Annotated in this window: 14 protein-coding genes; 9 read left to right on the top strand and 5 right to left on the bottom strand. The window is 69.1% G+C overall.

All coding sequences use genetic code 11. The features are described from left to right. Window positions 1–25: 25 nt before the first annotated feature. The gene (locus DIZ26_RS31945; RefSeq protein WP_112248285.1) at window positions 26–1,270 is read right to left on the bottom strand and encodes an MFS transporter; all 1,245 of its coding nucleotides are present in this window, start codon (window positions 1,268–1,270) and stop codon (window positions 26–28) included. Between the two features lie 172 nt (window positions 1,271–1,442). Here DIZ26_RS31945 and DIZ26_RS31940 point away from each other — a divergent pair, with 172 nt between their 5' ends. Both DIZ26_RS31940 and DIZ26_RS31935 read left to right on the top strand, forming a co-directional pair. After that, complete coding sequence (locus DIZ26_RS31940) at window positions 1,443–2,867, top strand: beta-N-acetylhexosaminidase (RefSeq protein ID WP_112248284.1); 1,425 nt, start codon at window positions 1,443–1,445, stop codon at window positions 2,865–2,867. Between the two features lie 244 nt (window positions 2,868–3,111). Continuing rightward, window positions 3,112–4,584, top strand: coding sequence for a WS/DGAT/MGAT family O-acyltransferase (locus DIZ26_RS31935; protein WP_112248283.1), 1,473 nt, complete (start codon window positions 3,112–3,114; stop codon window positions 4,582–4,584). Here DIZ26_RS31935 and DIZ26_RS31930 read toward each other — a convergent pair. Together DIZ26_RS31930 and DIZ26_RS31925 are read right to left on the bottom strand one after the other, a co-directional pair. After that, window positions 4,581–5,297 carry a Type 1 glutamine amidotransferase-like domain-containing protein gene (locus DIZ26_RS31930; protein WP_112248282.1) on the bottom strand — a complete coding sequence of 239 codons (717 nt, stop codon included), beginning with the start codon at window positions 5,295–5,297 and terminating at the stop codon, window positions 4,581–4,583. The two genes, DIZ26_RS31935 and DIZ26_RS31930, sit on opposite strands and share 4 nt — an antisense overlap. After that, window positions 5,294–5,926 (bottom strand): VOC family protein, encoded by a 633-nt coding sequence (locus DIZ26_RS31925; RefSeq protein WP_112248281.1) that lies wholly within the window; start codon window positions 5,924–5,926, stop codon window positions 5,294–5,296. Before DIZ26_RS31925 ends, DIZ26_RS31930 begins: the two co-directional genes overlap by 4 nt. Window positions 5,927–6,023: 97 nt before the next feature. On the opposite strand from DIZ26_RS31925, the gene DIZ26_RS31920 reads away from it, so the two are divergent. Further along, window positions 6,024–6,971 (top strand): NAD-dependent epimerase/dehydratase family protein, encoded by a 948-nt coding sequence (locus DIZ26_RS31920; RefSeq protein ID WP_112248280.1) that lies wholly within the window; start codon window positions 6,024–6,026, stop codon window positions 6,969–6,971. Window positions 6,972–6,984: 13 nt separating this feature from the next. Here DIZ26_RS31920 and DIZ26_RS31915 read toward each other — a convergent pair whose 3' ends face one another. Then, entirely contained in the window at window positions 6,985–7,731 is a 747-nt protein-coding gene (locus tag DIZ26_RS31915; RefSeq protein WP_112248279.1) for a hypothetical protein, read from the bottom strand. A gap of 136 nt (window positions 7,732–7,867) precedes the next feature. Between DIZ26_RS31915 and DIZ26_RS31910 the strand changes: the two genes are divergently transcribed. Genes DIZ26_RS31910 through DIZ26_RS31890 form a run of 5 tightly spaced genes read left to right on the top strand, consistent with a single transcriptional unit; the run spans window position 7,868 to window position 11,785 of the window. Continuing rightward, the gene (locus DIZ26_RS31910) at window positions 7,868–8,800 is read left to right on the top strand and encodes a Ppx/GppA phosphatase family protein (RefSeq protein WP_112248278.1); all 933 of its coding nucleotides are present in this window, start codon (window positions 7,868–7,870) and stop codon (window positions 8,798–8,800) included. A 22-nt stretch (window positions 8,801–8,822) separates the two neighbouring features. Beyond that, the gene (locus DIZ26_RS31905; protein WP_112248277.1) at window positions 8,823–9,689 is read left to right on the top strand and encodes a sugar phosphate isomerase/epimerase family protein; all 867 of its coding nucleotides are present in this window, start codon (window positions 8,823–8,825) and stop codon (window positions 9,687–9,689) included. Then, window positions 9,686–10,279: a TetR/AcrR family transcriptional regulator gene (locus tag DIZ26_RS31900; protein WP_112248276.1), complete on the top strand. Its 594-nt coding sequence runs from the start codon at window positions 9,686–9,688 to the stop codon at window positions 10,277–10,279. The genes DIZ26_RS31905 and DIZ26_RS31900 overlap by 4 nt, the downstream gene beginning before the upstream one ends. Before the next feature lie 49 nt (window positions 10,280–10,328). Next, complete coding sequence (locus DIZ26_RS31895; RefSeq protein ID WP_112248275.1) at window positions 10,329–11,051, top strand: ABC transporter ATP-binding protein; 723 nt, start codon at window positions 10,329–10,331, stop codon at window positions 11,049–11,051. Beyond that, window positions 11,048–11,785 (top strand): ABC transporter permease, encoded by a 738-nt coding sequence (locus tag DIZ26_RS31890; protein WP_112248274.1) that lies wholly within the window; start codon window positions 11,048–11,050, stop codon window positions 11,783–11,785. Before DIZ26_RS31895 ends, DIZ26_RS31890 begins: the two co-directional genes overlap by 4 nt. Here the strand turns inward: DIZ26_RS31890 and DIZ26_RS31885 are convergent. Further along, complete coding sequence (locus DIZ26_RS31885; RefSeq protein ID WP_112248273.1) at window positions 11,782–12,822, bottom strand: DUF695 domain-containing protein; 1,041 nt, start codon at window positions 12,820–12,822, stop codon at window positions 11,782–11,784. The two genes, DIZ26_RS31890 and DIZ26_RS31885, sit on opposite strands and share 4 nt — an antisense overlap. 282 nt (window positions 12,823–13,104) lie before the next feature. Between DIZ26_RS31885 and DIZ26_RS31880 the strand changes: the two genes are divergently transcribed. After that, on the top strand, window positions 13,105–14,034 hold the full coding sequence (locus DIZ26_RS31880) for a proline dehydrogenase family protein (RefSeq protein WP_112248272.1): 930 nt from the start codon (window positions 13,105–13,107) through the stop codon (window positions 14,032–14,034). Window positions 14,035–14,081 lie beyond the last annotated feature (47 nt).

Raw genomic sequence — 14,081 nt, 5'->3', positions numbered from 1 at the left:
ACGCCAAGGTCCGACAAAAACCGTGCTAGGCAAGGGCCTCCGTGGCCGTTGACCGGGTGACCAGAGCGAGCAGTGCGACGGGGAGCAGCAGGCAGGCGCAGAGTACGGCGAGCCAGTGGAAGCCGAGATGCGCCAGGACCGGGCCGGCCGCAGTACCGGCGAGTGAAGCCAGGGCGCCCATCGTGAGGTCGGACAGGCCCTGTGCCGAGGTGCGGATGTCGGCCGGGACGGATCGTGACAGCAGGGTAGATCCCGAGACCAGACATGCCGACCAGCCGAGGCCGAGGAGAACCAGCGCGAGCGCGGTGAGTCCGTGCGCCTCGTCCGGGGCCAGAGCCGCGACCGTCATCGCGGCGGCGAGGATGCCGAGGCCCAGACCGACGGTAGGAACGCGACCTATCCGGTCCGTCAGCCAGCCCATCACGGGCGACAGGGCGTACATGCCGGCCACGTGCGCGCTGATCACGAAGCCGACGATCGTCAGTGAGGCGCCGTGGTGGCGCAGATGAACCGATGTCATCGACATCAGGCCGACCATCACCGAGTGCGCGGTCGCGATGGCCAGCAGCCCGAGGCGGGCGTGAGGAATCGCCATCACGCGCCGGAAGGTGGCCGTCAGCGGCTGGCGTTCCAGGTGCACTCGCGGCGTCACCTGCTGCAGGCGCCGCAGGCCGAACCAGACAGTTGCCAGCCCGAGGCCGAAGGCGACAACGGAGAAGAGATATGGACCGGCCAACGGAAGGACACCGAGTGAAGAGCCGACCGAGCCGCCGAGACCGGTGAGATTCGGGCCGACCACCACGCCGATCGTGGTCGCCCAGACGACGACCGACAGGGATCGCGCGACGTGGCGGGGGTCGGCGGCATCGGTCGCGGCGTACCGGCTCTGCAGGTTCGAGGCGGAGCCGCTGCCGAAGAGACAGCCGGCGAGCAGCAACAGCGCCATCGAGCCGATCTGGGCGGCGACGATGGACAGCAGCGCGCCCGCCGTCGCGATCAGGTAGCCGGCCGTCAACGAGACCCGGCGACCTTGGGCCCGGGCCAGACGAGCAAGCGGTACGGCGAGGATCGCGGCGCCCAGCGTCGTCGAGGTGGCGACCAGGCCGGCCATCGACGTCGAGCCGGAGATGTTCTCGGCCAGCAACCCCGCGACGGCGAACCCGCTCGCCACCGCCACCCCGCCCAGCACGTTGCTCACCACCAGCACCCGCAACGTCCCCTGCTGCAGATCAGCCGCTGTGGTCCGGAGCTCGTCAGGTGTGTGGGTCACCTGCTCACCTTCTCATCGGATTGCTGCGGCGGCAGCAGGTTTATGTGTTCGGCAATGCTCTTGGCGGCGGGTTGTGCGCAGTTCAGAGCGTGGACCTGACCTGTGCCGGGAGTGGTCCGCACTTGTACTGTCGGGTCGAATGGCAGCGCTGTCATCGACCTTTGGAGACCGGATGTCCGTACCGATCGCGATCGTCCCCGCTCCCCGCGAGCTCGTCGTCGAAGAGGGCCGGTGGGTCACCGCCGACCCGGCCGCCGACGCGGTCCGGACCGTGGTGGAGAACCTTGCCGACACCGAATACCGGATCGACGTGACCCCGGACGGCGCGCGGCTGTCGGGCGGTTCCGACGAGGCGCTGCGGTACGCCGAGTCGACGTACCGGCAGTTGCTCGACTCGGCCGAGCCGGTGGACGGCGGCCTCGCCGTACCGGCTGTCCGGATCGCCGACGCGCCCCGGTTCGGCTGGCGCGGGATGATGCTCGACGTCGCGCGGCACTTCATGCCGAAGGAGTTCGTGCTCCGCGTCATCGACGCCATCGCGCTGCACCGGATGAACGTGCTGCACCTGCACCTCACCGACGACCAGGGCTGGCGGGTCCAGATCGACGCCTATCCGAAGCTCACCGAGGTCGGCGCGTGGCGGCCGGAGACCATGGTCGGCAAGATGTCGCACGGCCAGACCGAGTTCACCTACGACGGGACTCCGCACGGCGGTTTCTACACCAAGGACGAGCTGCGCGAGATCGTCGCGTACGCCGCCGAGCGGGACATCACCGTCGTACCCGAGATCGACCTGCCGGGGCACATGCAGGCGGCGATCGCGGCGTACCCGGAACTCGGCAATCACCCGGACCGCCAACTCGGGGTACGGCAGTACTGGGGAATCAGCGACGACGTACTGAACGTCAACGACGAGACCGTGGAGTTCGTCCGGACGGTGCTACGCGAGGTGCTCGACATCTTCCCCGGCCCCTACATCCACCTCGGTGGCGACGAGTGCCCGGACGTGCAGTGGCGTGAGTCCGAGGCCGCGCAGGCGAAGCAGGCCGAGCTCGGCCTGACCGACGCGAGCCAGTTGCAGGGCTGGTTCACCGCCCAGGTCGCGCAGGTGCTGACCGAGGACGGCCGCCGGCTGGTCGGCTGGGACGAGATGGTCGAGACCGACTGCCCGAAGGACGCCGTGATCATGGCCTGGCGCGGACCCGACCGGGGCGAGGTGGCGGCGAAGGCCGGCCACGACGTGGTGATGGCGCCGAACCAGTCGGTGTACTTCGACTACTACCAGGGCGATCCGGCGACCGAGCCGCTGGCGATCGGACACTTCACGCCGCTGGAGAAGGTGTACGACTTCGAGGTGATCCCGCCCGGCCTGACCGCCGGGGAGGAGGCCCGGATCGTCGGTACGCAGTGCCAGATCTGGACGGAGTACATGGAAGACCCGGACCGGGTCGGCTACATGCTCTTCCCTCGCCTGAGCGCCTTCTCCGAACGTGCCTGGGGTTCGGAGAAGACCTCGTACGACGAGTTCCTCACCCGTCTGCGCCCGCACCTGACCCGCCTCGACGCCCTCGGCCTCACCTACCGCCCCCTCGACTGACTCCGACCACTCCGCGTTCGGCCGGCGATCGCGGCGAACCCACACGTCGAGGGGTCAACGTCCGAGCGTGTGGGTTGTCTGCGTGCATACCGCCCGCCAACCCCCACTTCCAGGGGAGAACCCCGGATGGTGGGCGGCGGTCCCTGACCTTGCAGATACTGAGCGGGTAACTAAAGTCGGCTCAGGCTGTTAGCACGGGTAGACGGCCTGAGACGTCGAGAACCAGGCCAGCTCGGGAGGTCGGATGACCGCAGTGGGGCCGCTGGACGCGATGTTCTTGCTGGGGGAGACGCGCGAGCAGCCGATGCATGTCGGTGGTCTGATGCTGTTCGAGCTGCCGGAGGGCGCGCGGGACCAGGTCTTCCCGGACGGGACCAGGGACCTCGTCTCGCGGATCTACTCCGAGATCACCGAGCACCAGACGGTCAACCCGCTCTTCACCAGGCGCGTGCGGAACAGGGCCCTCGACCTCGGGTACTGGTCCTGGGAACAGGACCGCGAGATCGACTTGCAGTACCACGTCCGGCTGTCGGGGCTGGCCCGCCCGGGGCGGTACCGGGAGCTCTTCGAACTCACCAGCCGGTTGCACGGCGCCCTGCTCGACCGGCGCCGGCCGCTGTGGGAGATGCACGTCATCGAAGGCGTGCAGGGACGCCGGTTCGCGCTCTACACCAAGATCCACCATTCCCTGCTCGACGGCGTCACCGCGCTGCGGCTGATGCAGGCGATGCTGACCGCCGATCCGGCCCAGACCGACATGCCGGCGCCCTATGCGCTGCCTGACACCTTTCCTTCGACGGCACCGGCCACCGAGCGATCCGGCGGCTTGCCGACTCCGGCCGAGTTGGTCGCCGCAGCCGGCCGGATCCCTGGCGAGGCAGGCCGGCTGATCGGCGGCGCGGGGCGCGCGGTGGGTGGTGTAGGGCGGTTGCTGGGCGACCTCGCCGGGTTGTCGCCGGTCGGGTTGCGGAGCGCTCTGCATGCGCTGCAGCACGAGCATTCGTCGGTCGCCTTCAAGGCGCCGCAGACCGTTTTCAACCAGCCGATCACGGGTTCGCGGCGGTTCGCCGCGCAGTCGTGGCCGATGGAACGGCTGGAGAAGGTCCGCGCGATCACCGGCGCGACGCTCAACGACGTCATGCTGGCGATGTGTTCAGGGGCCCTGCGCAACTATCTGCTGGAGCTGAACTCCCTTCCGGACAAGGGGATGACGGCGATGGTCCCGGTATCGCTGCGAGCCGCGGAGAATGCTCCGGGCGGAGGCAACTCGCTGGCGACGCTGATCGCCGACCTGGCCACCGACGAGCGCGACCCGGAACGCCGGATCCGCCGGATCATCGACTCCACGACGTACGGCAAGAGCGTGCTGTCCCAGCTGAGTCCCCTGCAGAACCTGATGATCGGTGCGCTCGGGCTCGGCTCGGCCGGACCGGCAGCGGTGATCCCGGGGCTCGCCGGTCGCACGCCACCGCCGTACAACCTGGTCATCTCCAACATCCCCGGCCCGGCCGAGAGCCCGCTGTACTGGAACCGCTCGCGCCTGCTCGGGATGTACCCGGCGTCGATCGTCCTCAACGGGCAGGCACTCAACATCAGCGTCACCAGCTACGACCACCAACTCCACTTCGGCCTCACCGGCTGCCGCCGAACCGTCCCGCACCTCCAGCGACTGCTGGCGCATCTGGAGGCCGCCTTGCAAGAACTCGAAACGCTCTAGAGCAGCCGCGGCACGATCGCGGTCTCCCGGAAGCCGCCGACGCCGTCGGGCTCGACCTGCCATGCGTGCTTGTCCGGCAGTACGGCGACCGCTTCCTTCAGCTCGCCGTCGATGTAGTGCAAGCCGACGCCGTCCTCGGTCGCGTAACCGCCAGGAAGGGCGCCAGAGGCAACCAACTGCCGGTACGTCGTACGGCGCGGCTGGTCGGCGAGATCGTCATGGACGCCGTTGCTCCACGGCAGCCAGCCGAGGCAGTTGCCATAGGCATCGAGTCCGTCGCCGAACGAATCGGTCGGGCCGCCAACGTGCCAGCACAGGCTGCCGGCGCTCTGGCCGGCCATCACCACACCGTTGCGCCAGCACTCTTCGAGAATCTCCGGCAGCCCGTGCGCGCGCCAGACGGCCATCAGGTTGACCACGCTGCCGCCGCCGACCCAGAGCACCTCCTGGTTCAGCAGGAAGGAGCGGACGTCGGGCACGTTCGGCTTCGTGAACAGCGTGAGCACGCTGGCCTCGACCGCCGGGTCGTTGCCGTAGGCCCCTTTGAACCAGTCGACCGCGCCGGGGTGATCCCCTTCGGCGGTCGGGATGAAACAGAACCGGGTGGGCCGGTCGGCCACGCCGGCCAGCGCCACGGCGTACGAGATGAGATCGAGCGTGCGGGCCCGCTCGCCGACCAGGACGCCGGAGATCGCGAAGATCTGCGAGGTCACAGCCGAACGATGCCGTTGGGGGTCTGGAAGACGGCCGCGTTGAGACCGGGCTGACCGTTCGGGCCGACCCAGGCGACGTCGAGGTCGTCGAGCAGGTGGTCGGCGGGGTGGCCGATCCACTCGGTCACCCGGGCCGGGTCACCGGCGATCTCGAGCGCGGTCAGCTTGACGCCCTTGCCGCCGACGGACGGGTGCTGGGCCAGGTCGTCCCAGTGGATGAAGAACGGCAGCTGCGGGTCGGCGATCAGACCCTTGACGCCGATCTGGCGCCAGGTGATGTTGACGCCGTCGGGGCGGTGCCGGTTGCCGGGGACGGCCTCGCGGCCGAGTCGCTTCTCCATCCGCTCCATGTCGCGGACCGCGACCACCCAGCCGAGCCAGCCACCGCCGACCTCCTTGCGGGCGCGGACGGCCTGGCCGAACGGGGCCTTGTCCGACGCCGGGTGGTCGAGCACGTCGACGACCTCGATGTAGCGGTCGTTCTCGAGCGGGAGGATGTGGTTCACCGTGCCGAAACGCGGGTGCACGCCGCCGTCGACGAACTCGGCGCCGAGCAGCGCGGACAGCCGCTCAACCGTCGCCTGATACCCGTCGGGACCGGCCGCATATGAAAGATGATCCAAGCGCATGCAAGTCATTCTGGTCCCAGCCACCGACAGTCCGCGCCATCGGGGTGTCGAACCAAGGGCAACCTAACCACCTTCGGAGTGTGCTTAGGGTGGGCTCATGCGCATCGTGGTGATTGGTGGGACTGGGCATATCGGGACGTATTTGGTTCCTGAGTTGGTTCGGCTTGGGCATGAGGTGGTGGTGCTGAGTCGGGGGGAGCGGGCGCCGTATCGGGACAGTGGCGCGTGGCAACAGGTGGAGTTGCAGCAGGCGGATCGGGAGGCCGAGGATGCCGCCGGGACCTTCGGGCAGCGGGTGCGGGATCTGCATGCGGACGCGGTGATCGACCTGATCTGCTTCACCGAGGACAGCGCGAGGCAACTGGCGGAAGCGGTCCAGGGCGAGGTCGGTCACCTGTTGCACTGCGGCACGATCTGGGTGCACGGCCCGAGCGCGACGGTGCCGACGCGGGAGGATGCCCCGCGCAAACCCTTCGGCGACTACGGCATCGCGAAGGCGGCGATCGAGCGCTATCTGCTGGCCAAGGCCCACCGCGACGGCCTCCCGGTCACGATCGTCCACCCCGGACACATCTCAGGACCGGGCTGGACACCGATCAACCCGGCCGGTCACCTCGACCTCGGCGTCTTCAAGAAGCTTGCCGAGGGCGCCGAACTGGCCCTGCCGAACCTGGGCCTGGAGACCGTCCAGCACGTCCACGCCGCCGACGTCGCAGGCGTGTTCCTCGCCGCGCTGGCGAACCGGTCGGTCGCGATCGGCGAGAGCTTCCACGCGGTCGCCGACGGCGCGATGACGCTCCGCGGGTACGCCGAGGGAGTGGCGAGCTATTTCGGTCAGGAGGCGAACCTCACCTTCCTTCCGTGGGACGAGTGGAAGGAGACAGTTTCCGAAGGCGACGCCGCCGCCACCTGGGACCACATCGCGCACAGCCCGCACTGCTCGATGGAGAAGGCCGCCCGGCTGCTCGGCTTCCGTCCGCGCTACTCGGCGCTGGAGACGACCCTGGACGCGCTCGGCTGGCTGGTTGCCAACGACAAGCTCTGACCCAACGAAAGCTCTAGGCCTGCGGTGACGCGGGGTGCTGCAGCAGCGGCTTGGCCGCCTCCAGCCGCTGACGGCAGAGCTCCGCGAGTACGTCGTACGCCTTGAGCCCCATCAGCGTCTGCAGCTCGACCTTGCTCGACTCGAAGACGGCCTCGACGCCGACGTGCGCCTCGGTGTTCCCAGTGCAGTACCAGTCCAGGTCATGCCCGCCTGGTCCCCACCCGCGCCGGTCGTACTCGCCGATGCCGACCTCCGTGTACGACGTACCGTCGGGCCGCTCCACCTCGCGGAACGTCCGCCGGATCGGCAACTGCCAGCACACGTCCGGCTTCGTCTCGACGAAGTGCACGCCCTTCTTCAGGGCGAGCCCGTGCAGCGCGCAACCGCCACCGCCGGGGAAGTCCGGCCGGTTCAGGAAGATGCAGGCGCCTTCCCAGACCCGGGTCTTACGGTCGCCGTCCTCGTCGGTCTCGATCCAGCCGTTCGTCTTGCCTTCCTTGCGGAACTGCCAGTCGTCCTTGCCCAGTTGCTTGACGTACCCCTTCACGCGCAACTCGTCGTCCTCGTCGGAGAAGTGCGCGCCGAGCGTGCAGCAGCCGTCGTTCGGGCGGCCTTTGTAGATGCCGCGGCAACCACCGCCGAAGATGCAGGTCCAGTTGGACGTCAGCCAGGTCAGGTCGCAACGGAACACCTGGTCGGGATCATCGGGATCGACGAACTCGACAAAGGCACGGGGAAAATCGAGAGAGACCTCAGGCACCGGGAAAGCGTACGTCTTCCGCAGTGATACCCGCTCATCCCGTGCGGTACCGAGGACGCCCGGGCCGGGTCGATTCTGAGTACGGACCGCCGTACGCCGCGCAGGTGCACCTCAGGAGTCCAGTAGCGTGGAGGGTATGCGGCTCGGCGTACTCGACGTGGGATCCAACACCGTCCACCTCCTGGTGGTGGATGCGCACCGTGGTGCCGCGCCGCTGCCGGCGTACTCGCACAAGACCGAGCTGCGGCTCGCCGAGCACCTGGACAAGGACGGCAAGATCGCCCAGTCCGGCGCCGACGAGCTCGTCTCGTTCATCTCCGAGGCCGCCGAGCTCGCCGAGGACAAGGGCTGCGAGTCCGTGCTGGCCTTCGCCACCTCCGCGCTCCGGGAAGCCCCTAATGGCGAAAAGGTGCTGGACCGGGTCCGGGTGAAGACCAAGGTCGATCTGCAGGTGCTGACCGGCCAGGACGAGGCGCGGCTGACCTTCCTCGCCGTACGCCGGTGGTTCGGCTGGTCGTCGGGCCGGCTGGCCGTGTTCGACATCGGCGGTGGTTCGCTGGAGATCGCGGCCGGATCTGACGAGGAGCCGACGGTCGCCGTGTCGGTGCCGCTGGGCGCCGGCCGGCTGACTCGCGAGTCGCTCACCGCAGATCCGCCGGACAAGGACGAAGTACGGGCTCTGCGCAAGCGGATCCGGGTGGAGATGGCGGCGGTGGCAGGCGACGTACTGCGGGCCGGCCGGCCGCAGCGCTCGGTCGCCACCAGCAAGACGTTCCGGTCGCTGGCCAGGATCTGCGGGGCGGCTCCGTCCGACGACGGGCCGTACGTACCGCGCTCGCTGGACCGCGACGACCTGACCGAGTGGATGCCCAAGCTGACCGGTATGACCGCGGCCGAGCGGGCCGCGCTGCCCGGGGTCTCCGCGGGCCGGTCCACTCAGCTGATCGCCGGTGCGCTGGTCGCGGACGCGGTGATGGACCTGTTCGACCTGACCTCGCTCGAGGTCTGTCCGTGGGCTCTGCGGGAAGGCGTCATCCTGTCCCGTCTGGACCAGTTGCAACCCCGATGACAATCCCCGAAAGCCTACTGCGATGAGCTCCCGCAAGACCGCCGCGAAGATCGGCCTGTCCACCGCCTCCGTCTATCCGGAGTCGACCGCCAGTTGCTTCGAGCTGGCTGCTCGGCTCGGGTACGACGGGGTGGAATTGATGGTCGGGATCGACCCGCTCAGTACCCAGATCGACGCGGTGCAGCGGCTGGTCGACTACCACCAGCTCCCGGTGATCGCGATCCACGCGCCTTGTCTGCTGATCACCCAGCGGGTGTGGGGGACCGACCCGTGGGAGAAGCTGGAGCGCAGCGCCGAGGCGGCCAAGGATCTCGGCGCCGACGTCGTCGTCGTCCACCCGCCGTTCCGCTGGCAGCGCGACTACGCCCGCGGCTTCGTCGAGGGGATCGCCCGGCTGGAGGCGGAGACCGGCGTCATTTTCGCGGTCGAGAACATGTACCCGTGGCGCGCGCCCGGCAAGGGCCTGCAGGCGTACGCGCCGAGTTGGGACCCGACCGAGCAGACCTACGCGCACACCACCCTCGACCTGTCGCACTCGTCGACCGCCGAGCAGGACTGCGTCGAGCTGGCCGCGACGATGGGCCGGACGCTCAAGCACATCCACCTCACCGACGGCACCGGCTCCGCCAAGGACGAGCACCTGGTGCCCGGCCGCGGTACCCAGCGAGCGGCCGACCTGCTGAACGGCCTGGCCAACAACGACTTCCGCGGCCACATCATCATCGAGATCAACACCCGCCGCTGCTCCAGCCGGTCCGAGCGCGAGATCGACCTGATCGAGTCGCTCGAGTTCACCCGCAAGCACTTCGTCCGGACCGCCGACGCCGTCTCCCGCCGGTCGGCCTTCGCCGTGACCAGCGACGGAGAGGTGTCGGAGCTGACCCCGTGACGGGTTCACCGACCCGTACGCCGGGGCGCCGGCCGGGCGGTCCGGACACCCGCGGCGACATCCTCCGGGCGGCCCGCGAATCCTTTGCAGGTAAGGGATTCACCGGTACGTCGCTGCGCGCGGTCGCCCGCGAGGCCGGTGTCGACGCGGCGCTCGTGCACCACTACTTCGACAGCAAGGACGAACTGTTCATCGAGTCGATGGCACTGCCCGTCGATCCGCGCCAGGTGGCGGCCGTGATCCTCGGCGGCCCGCGCGAGGAACTCGGTCGCCGGATCATCACCACTTTCCTCGGGGTCTGGGAGTCCGCCGACGGCCAGCAGCGGATGAAGGCGGTCCTGCGCAGCGTCGTCACCAGCGACGAGGTCGCCCGGATGATGCGCGAAGGCATCACGAAGATGATCATGGTCCCCGTTTCGACCGCCCTCGACGTCCCGGACGCCTCGCTGCGCGTCTCGCTGGTGGCCGCCCAACTGCTCGGTCTCGCACTGACCCGCTACCTCGTCGATCTCGACCCGGTCGCCACCACTCCGGTCGCGGACCTGATCGACCGGATCGCCCCGGTCATCCAGCACTACCTCACCGCCTGAGGGTCTTTCGCCTCTTGCCGATGGCGGTCGTGGAAGCTAAATTCATCACATGATGAAAAACGCGGTGACGTGTCGCGACGTGGTCGTGGTGCGGGGCGACCGGGAAGTCCTGCACGGCGTGGGTTTCGGCCTGGCCACCGGGTCGGTGACGGGGTTGCTCGGGCCGTCGGGATGCGGCAAGACCACGTTGATCCGGGCGATCGTGGGCCTGCAGGCCAAGGTCACCGGCACTGTCGAGGTGCTCGGACTGCCCGCCGGTTCGCCGAAACTGCGCGACCGGATCGGCTACGTGACCCAGGAGCCCAGCGTGTACGGCGATCTGACGGTCAGGGAGAACCTCCGCTTCTTCGCCGCCGTCCTCGGCATCTCCTCCGGCGACGTCGACCGCGTGATCGACGCCGTCGACCTCCGCAGTCACGCCGACGATCGGGTCGACCGGCTGTCCGGCGGCCAACGCTCTCGTGCCTCGCTCGCCGCGGCGCTGCTGGGCAATCCCGAACTGCTCGTCCTCGACGAACCGACCGTCGGCTTGGACCCGGTGCTCCGGCGCGATCTGTGGGAGCTGTTCCATCGGCTGGCCGACAACGGCGCGACTCTGCTGGTGTCGAGTCACGTGATGGACGAGGCGGTCCGCTGCGACCGGCTGCTGCTCATGCGCGAGGGCGAGCTGCTCGCCGATGACACTCCCGACGGGTTGCTGGCATCGGTCGGTACCAGCGACATCGAGCAGGCCTTCCTCACCCTGATCGACCGGAAGGCAGGTGCGCGATGACGCCGCGAGTGACGCTGGCGATGGCGGCCCGGGTGCTGGCTCAGTTGCGCCGCGACCACCGGACCGTGGCGATGCTGATCGTGATGCCGGCTCTGCTGGTGAGCCTGATGTGGTGGATGTTCCACGAGTCCCCGGGCACGTTCGACCGGATCGGCGGGCCGCTGCTGGCGGTGTTCCCGTCGATCATCATGTTCATCGTCACCTCGGTGGCCACCTTGCGCGAACGGACCAGCGGCACCTTGTCGCGGTTGTTCACGCTGCCGATGGCCAAGCTGGACTTCCTGCTCGGCTACGCGCTGGCGTTCGCGCTGATCGCCGTCGTCCAGGCGGCCGTGGTGGTGTCGATCTCGCTGTACGCGCTCGACCTCGACATCCGCGGCTCTGCCTGGCAGCTCGGAGTGGTCGCGGTTCTCGACGGAGTCCTCGGTACTGCGCTCGGTCTGCTCGCGAGTGCCTTCGCCGCCACCGAGTTCCAGGCCGTCCAGATGATGCCGGCCGTGATGATCCCGCAGCTCCTGCTCTGCGGGTTGCTGCTGCCCCGCGACCGGCTCCCCGGCGTACTGCATGGGGTCAGTGACGTGCTGCCCCTCTCGTACGCCGTCGACGCGGTGTCCGGGGTTGCCCGAGGCAACGGCTTCGGAGACGGCGCGGGATCCGATGCGCTCGTGGTCGCCGCGTTCATCGTCGGCGCGCTCGTCCTCGGTGCCGCGACGCTGAAACGCCGTACGGCCTAGGTCAGGTGGCGGACGCCTTCCCAGCCGGCGTCGGCGGTGACCTTGAGGGTGACCGGGCCGTCGGGCCAGCCGGTGATCGCGGCTTCCAACTGGGCGGCGGCCGGCGTCGTACCGTCGACGTAGTAGTGCAAGGTCCGCGAGCCGGCCGCGGTCTCGTGCGCCAGCAGCCGGCCCGAATCACCGAGCCGGTTGGTCAAATGGTCCTCGAAGTCGCGCAGATGGCTCAGCGTCTCGTCCTTGGGCAGCCCGTCCTCGCGGGCGTCCTGGTACGGCACCTCGACGGCGACATGGGTGTCCAGGTGCGGCATCTGGATCGAGCGGAGCGGGACCATCGCGGTCGCGACCAGGCGATCGCCGGCCGCCGTCTCACCTTCCATCAACCGCCAGCTCGGCCCGCCGTCCTCGGCGACATGAGCCGCGGCGAACGAAGCCACCGCCGGCAGCAGTTCGGCGATCGGTACTGCGTTCGCGGGCGGCACGACCGCCGGGCTGATCGCGCCGATCCAGGTCTCGACCAGTTCCTCGCCGAGGACCAGGTCGAGCAACAGAAAGGTCACCCGCTTCCGCAGCTCGTCGGGCAGTGCCGGGAACGCCGGGTGGTGCACCTCGACATGCAGGGCGGCCTCGCGACTGTCGGGCTCGATCGTGACGAGCGCCGACTCGATCGAGACCAGCGGCATCCCGTCGAACTTGATCCCCGCGTCCGGTGACGGCCGGCGCAGGTCGGCGTACTCCCAGAGGTGGTCCGAGGGCGGTGCCGCGCGCAACCAGCGACGGGCGATCGCGCGGGTGCCGGGGTCGCCGGCGGCGGTGACGATCAGGACGTGTTCGGCGTGCAGGCCGTGGCCCAGCTCCCAGTCGAGGTTCTCGTGGATCCGGCGTACCTGGTCGGACAGTACGGCGCCGGCGGCGGTCAGATCCCGCAGCGCGATCGACTCGGCGATCTGGGCGGCGCCGGTGGCTTCCCACCAGCTCCAGAACCCACCGATCGGGTCGGCCGGCGCAGCCGTCGTGCGGCGACGCTTGAAGATCCGCATGCCGCATCCTCTCCTGACCGGGGATCACGCCGCCCGTCCGGACGGCCCTGCCAACCCAACCTACGGGGCCGACGGGAACCAGCCCAGTCCGCATCGCCCGGGCCCGCTGGACGTGGGTGGCCCGGGTTCGCTGGACGGGGGCGGCGTGGACCAGTCGGCGTACTGGTGTGGTCCTGGCCACACGATTAGGGTGCGTACGGGCCAGGCGCGTAGCCTGCTGACACCCCTGGAACATCGCGGCATACGGGGCCGGATGAGTCGGGAAACGAGGAGGAACGCGAAGTGCTTCGGCGAATCCTGCTGGGCGTGTCCCGCAGCCCCCAGATCAAGAAGGCCGTCTCGGCGATGCCGGTGTCCAGCGGCATCGTGGCCCGGTTCGTGGCCGGGGAGACCGCTCCGGAGGCCGTGCTGGCCACCGAGAAGCTGGTCAGCAGCGGCCTCAATGTCACCCTCGACCACCTGGGTGAGGACGTCACGGACGCCGCCGCCGCCACCGCGACGGCCGAGGCGTACCTGACGTTGCTGAAGCAGCTGTCCGCCGCCGGGCTGACGTCTCATGCCGAGGTCTCGGTCAAGCTGTCGGCCGTCGGTCAGGCGCTGCCCGGCGACGGCGAGAAGATCGCGCTGGAGAACGCCCGCTCGATCTGCCACGCGGCCCGCAACGCCGGTACGACGGTGACCCTCGACATGGAGGACCACACCACCACGGACTCCACCCTGAGCATCCTGCGCGAACTGCGGCAGGACTTCCCCGAGACCGGCGCCGTGCTGCAGGCGTACTTGCGGCGTACCGAGGGCGACTGCCGCGACCTGGCTTATGAGGGCTCGCGGGTCCGGCTGTGCAAGGGCGCCTACAAGGAGCCCGAGTCGGTCGCGTACCAGGACAAGCGGTCCGTCGACAAGGCGTACGTCCGCGCGATGAAGATCCTGATGAACGGCGCCGGCTACCCGATGATCGCCTCACACGACCCGCGCCTGATCGCGATCGCCGGCTCCCTGGCCGACCGCGCCAACCGCCGCCCCGGCTCCTTCGAGTACCAGATGCTGTTCGGCATCCGCCCCGAAGAACAACTCCGCCTTGCCGGCGAGGGCCACACCGTCCGCATCTACATCCCCTACGGCGAAGACTGGTACGGCTACCTCGTACGCCGCCTCGCCGAGCGACCCGCCAACCTCCAGTTCTTCGCCCGCTCCCTCATCAGCAAGAAGTAGCCGCCGAGGTCCGCCCACGCGACCTCCTGTGTCTCTCCACCAGCTGA

The sequence above is a fragment of the Kribbella monticola genome (assembly GCF_003261635.1).
Taxonomy (GTDB): domain Bacteria; phylum Actinomycetota; class Actinomycetes; order Propionibacteriales; family Kribbellaceae; genus Kribbella; species Kribbella monticola.
Note: the sequence above shows the minus strand (reverse complement) of the source record. Positions and strands in the feature narration are given on the sequence as shown.

Bases quoted from the DNA above. Each gene is read 5' to 3' on its own strand.
- DIZ26_RS31910 (WP_112248278.1), top strand. From the start codon at position 7,868: ATGCGGCTCGGCGTACTCGACGTGGGATCCAACACCGTCCACCTCCTG.
- DIZ26_RS31905 (WP_112248277.1), top strand. From the start codon at position 8,823: ATGAGCTCCCGCAAGACCGCCGCGAAGATCGGCCTGTCCACCGCCTCC.
- DIZ26_RS31925 (WP_112248281.1), bottom strand. From the start codon at position 5,926: ATGCGCTTGGATCATCTTTCATATGCGGCCGGTCCCGACGGGTATCAG.
- DIZ26_RS31885 (WP_112248273.1), bottom strand. From the start codon at position 12,822: ATGCGGATCTTCAAGCGTCGCCGCACGACGGCTGCGCCGGCCGACCCG.
- DIZ26_RS31920 (WP_112248280.1), top strand. From the start codon at position 6,024: ATGCGCATCGTGGTGATTGGTGGGACTGGGCATATCGGGACGTATTTG.
- DIZ26_RS31935 (WP_112248283.1), top strand. From the start codon at position 3,112: ATGACCGCAGTGGGGCCGCTGGACGCGATGTTCTTGCTGGGGGAGACG.
- DIZ26_RS31940 (WP_112248284.1), top strand. From the start codon at position 1,443: ATGTCCGTACCGATCGCGATCGTCCCCGCTCCCCGCGAGCTCGTCGTC.
- DIZ26_RS31890 (WP_112248274.1), top strand. From the start codon at position 11,048: ATGACGCCGCGAGTGACGCTGGCGATGGCGGCCCGGGTGCTGGCTCAG.
- DIZ26_RS31895 (WP_112248275.1), top strand. From the start codon at position 10,329: ATGATGAAAAACGCGGTGACGTGTCGCGACGTGGTCGTGGTGCGGGGC.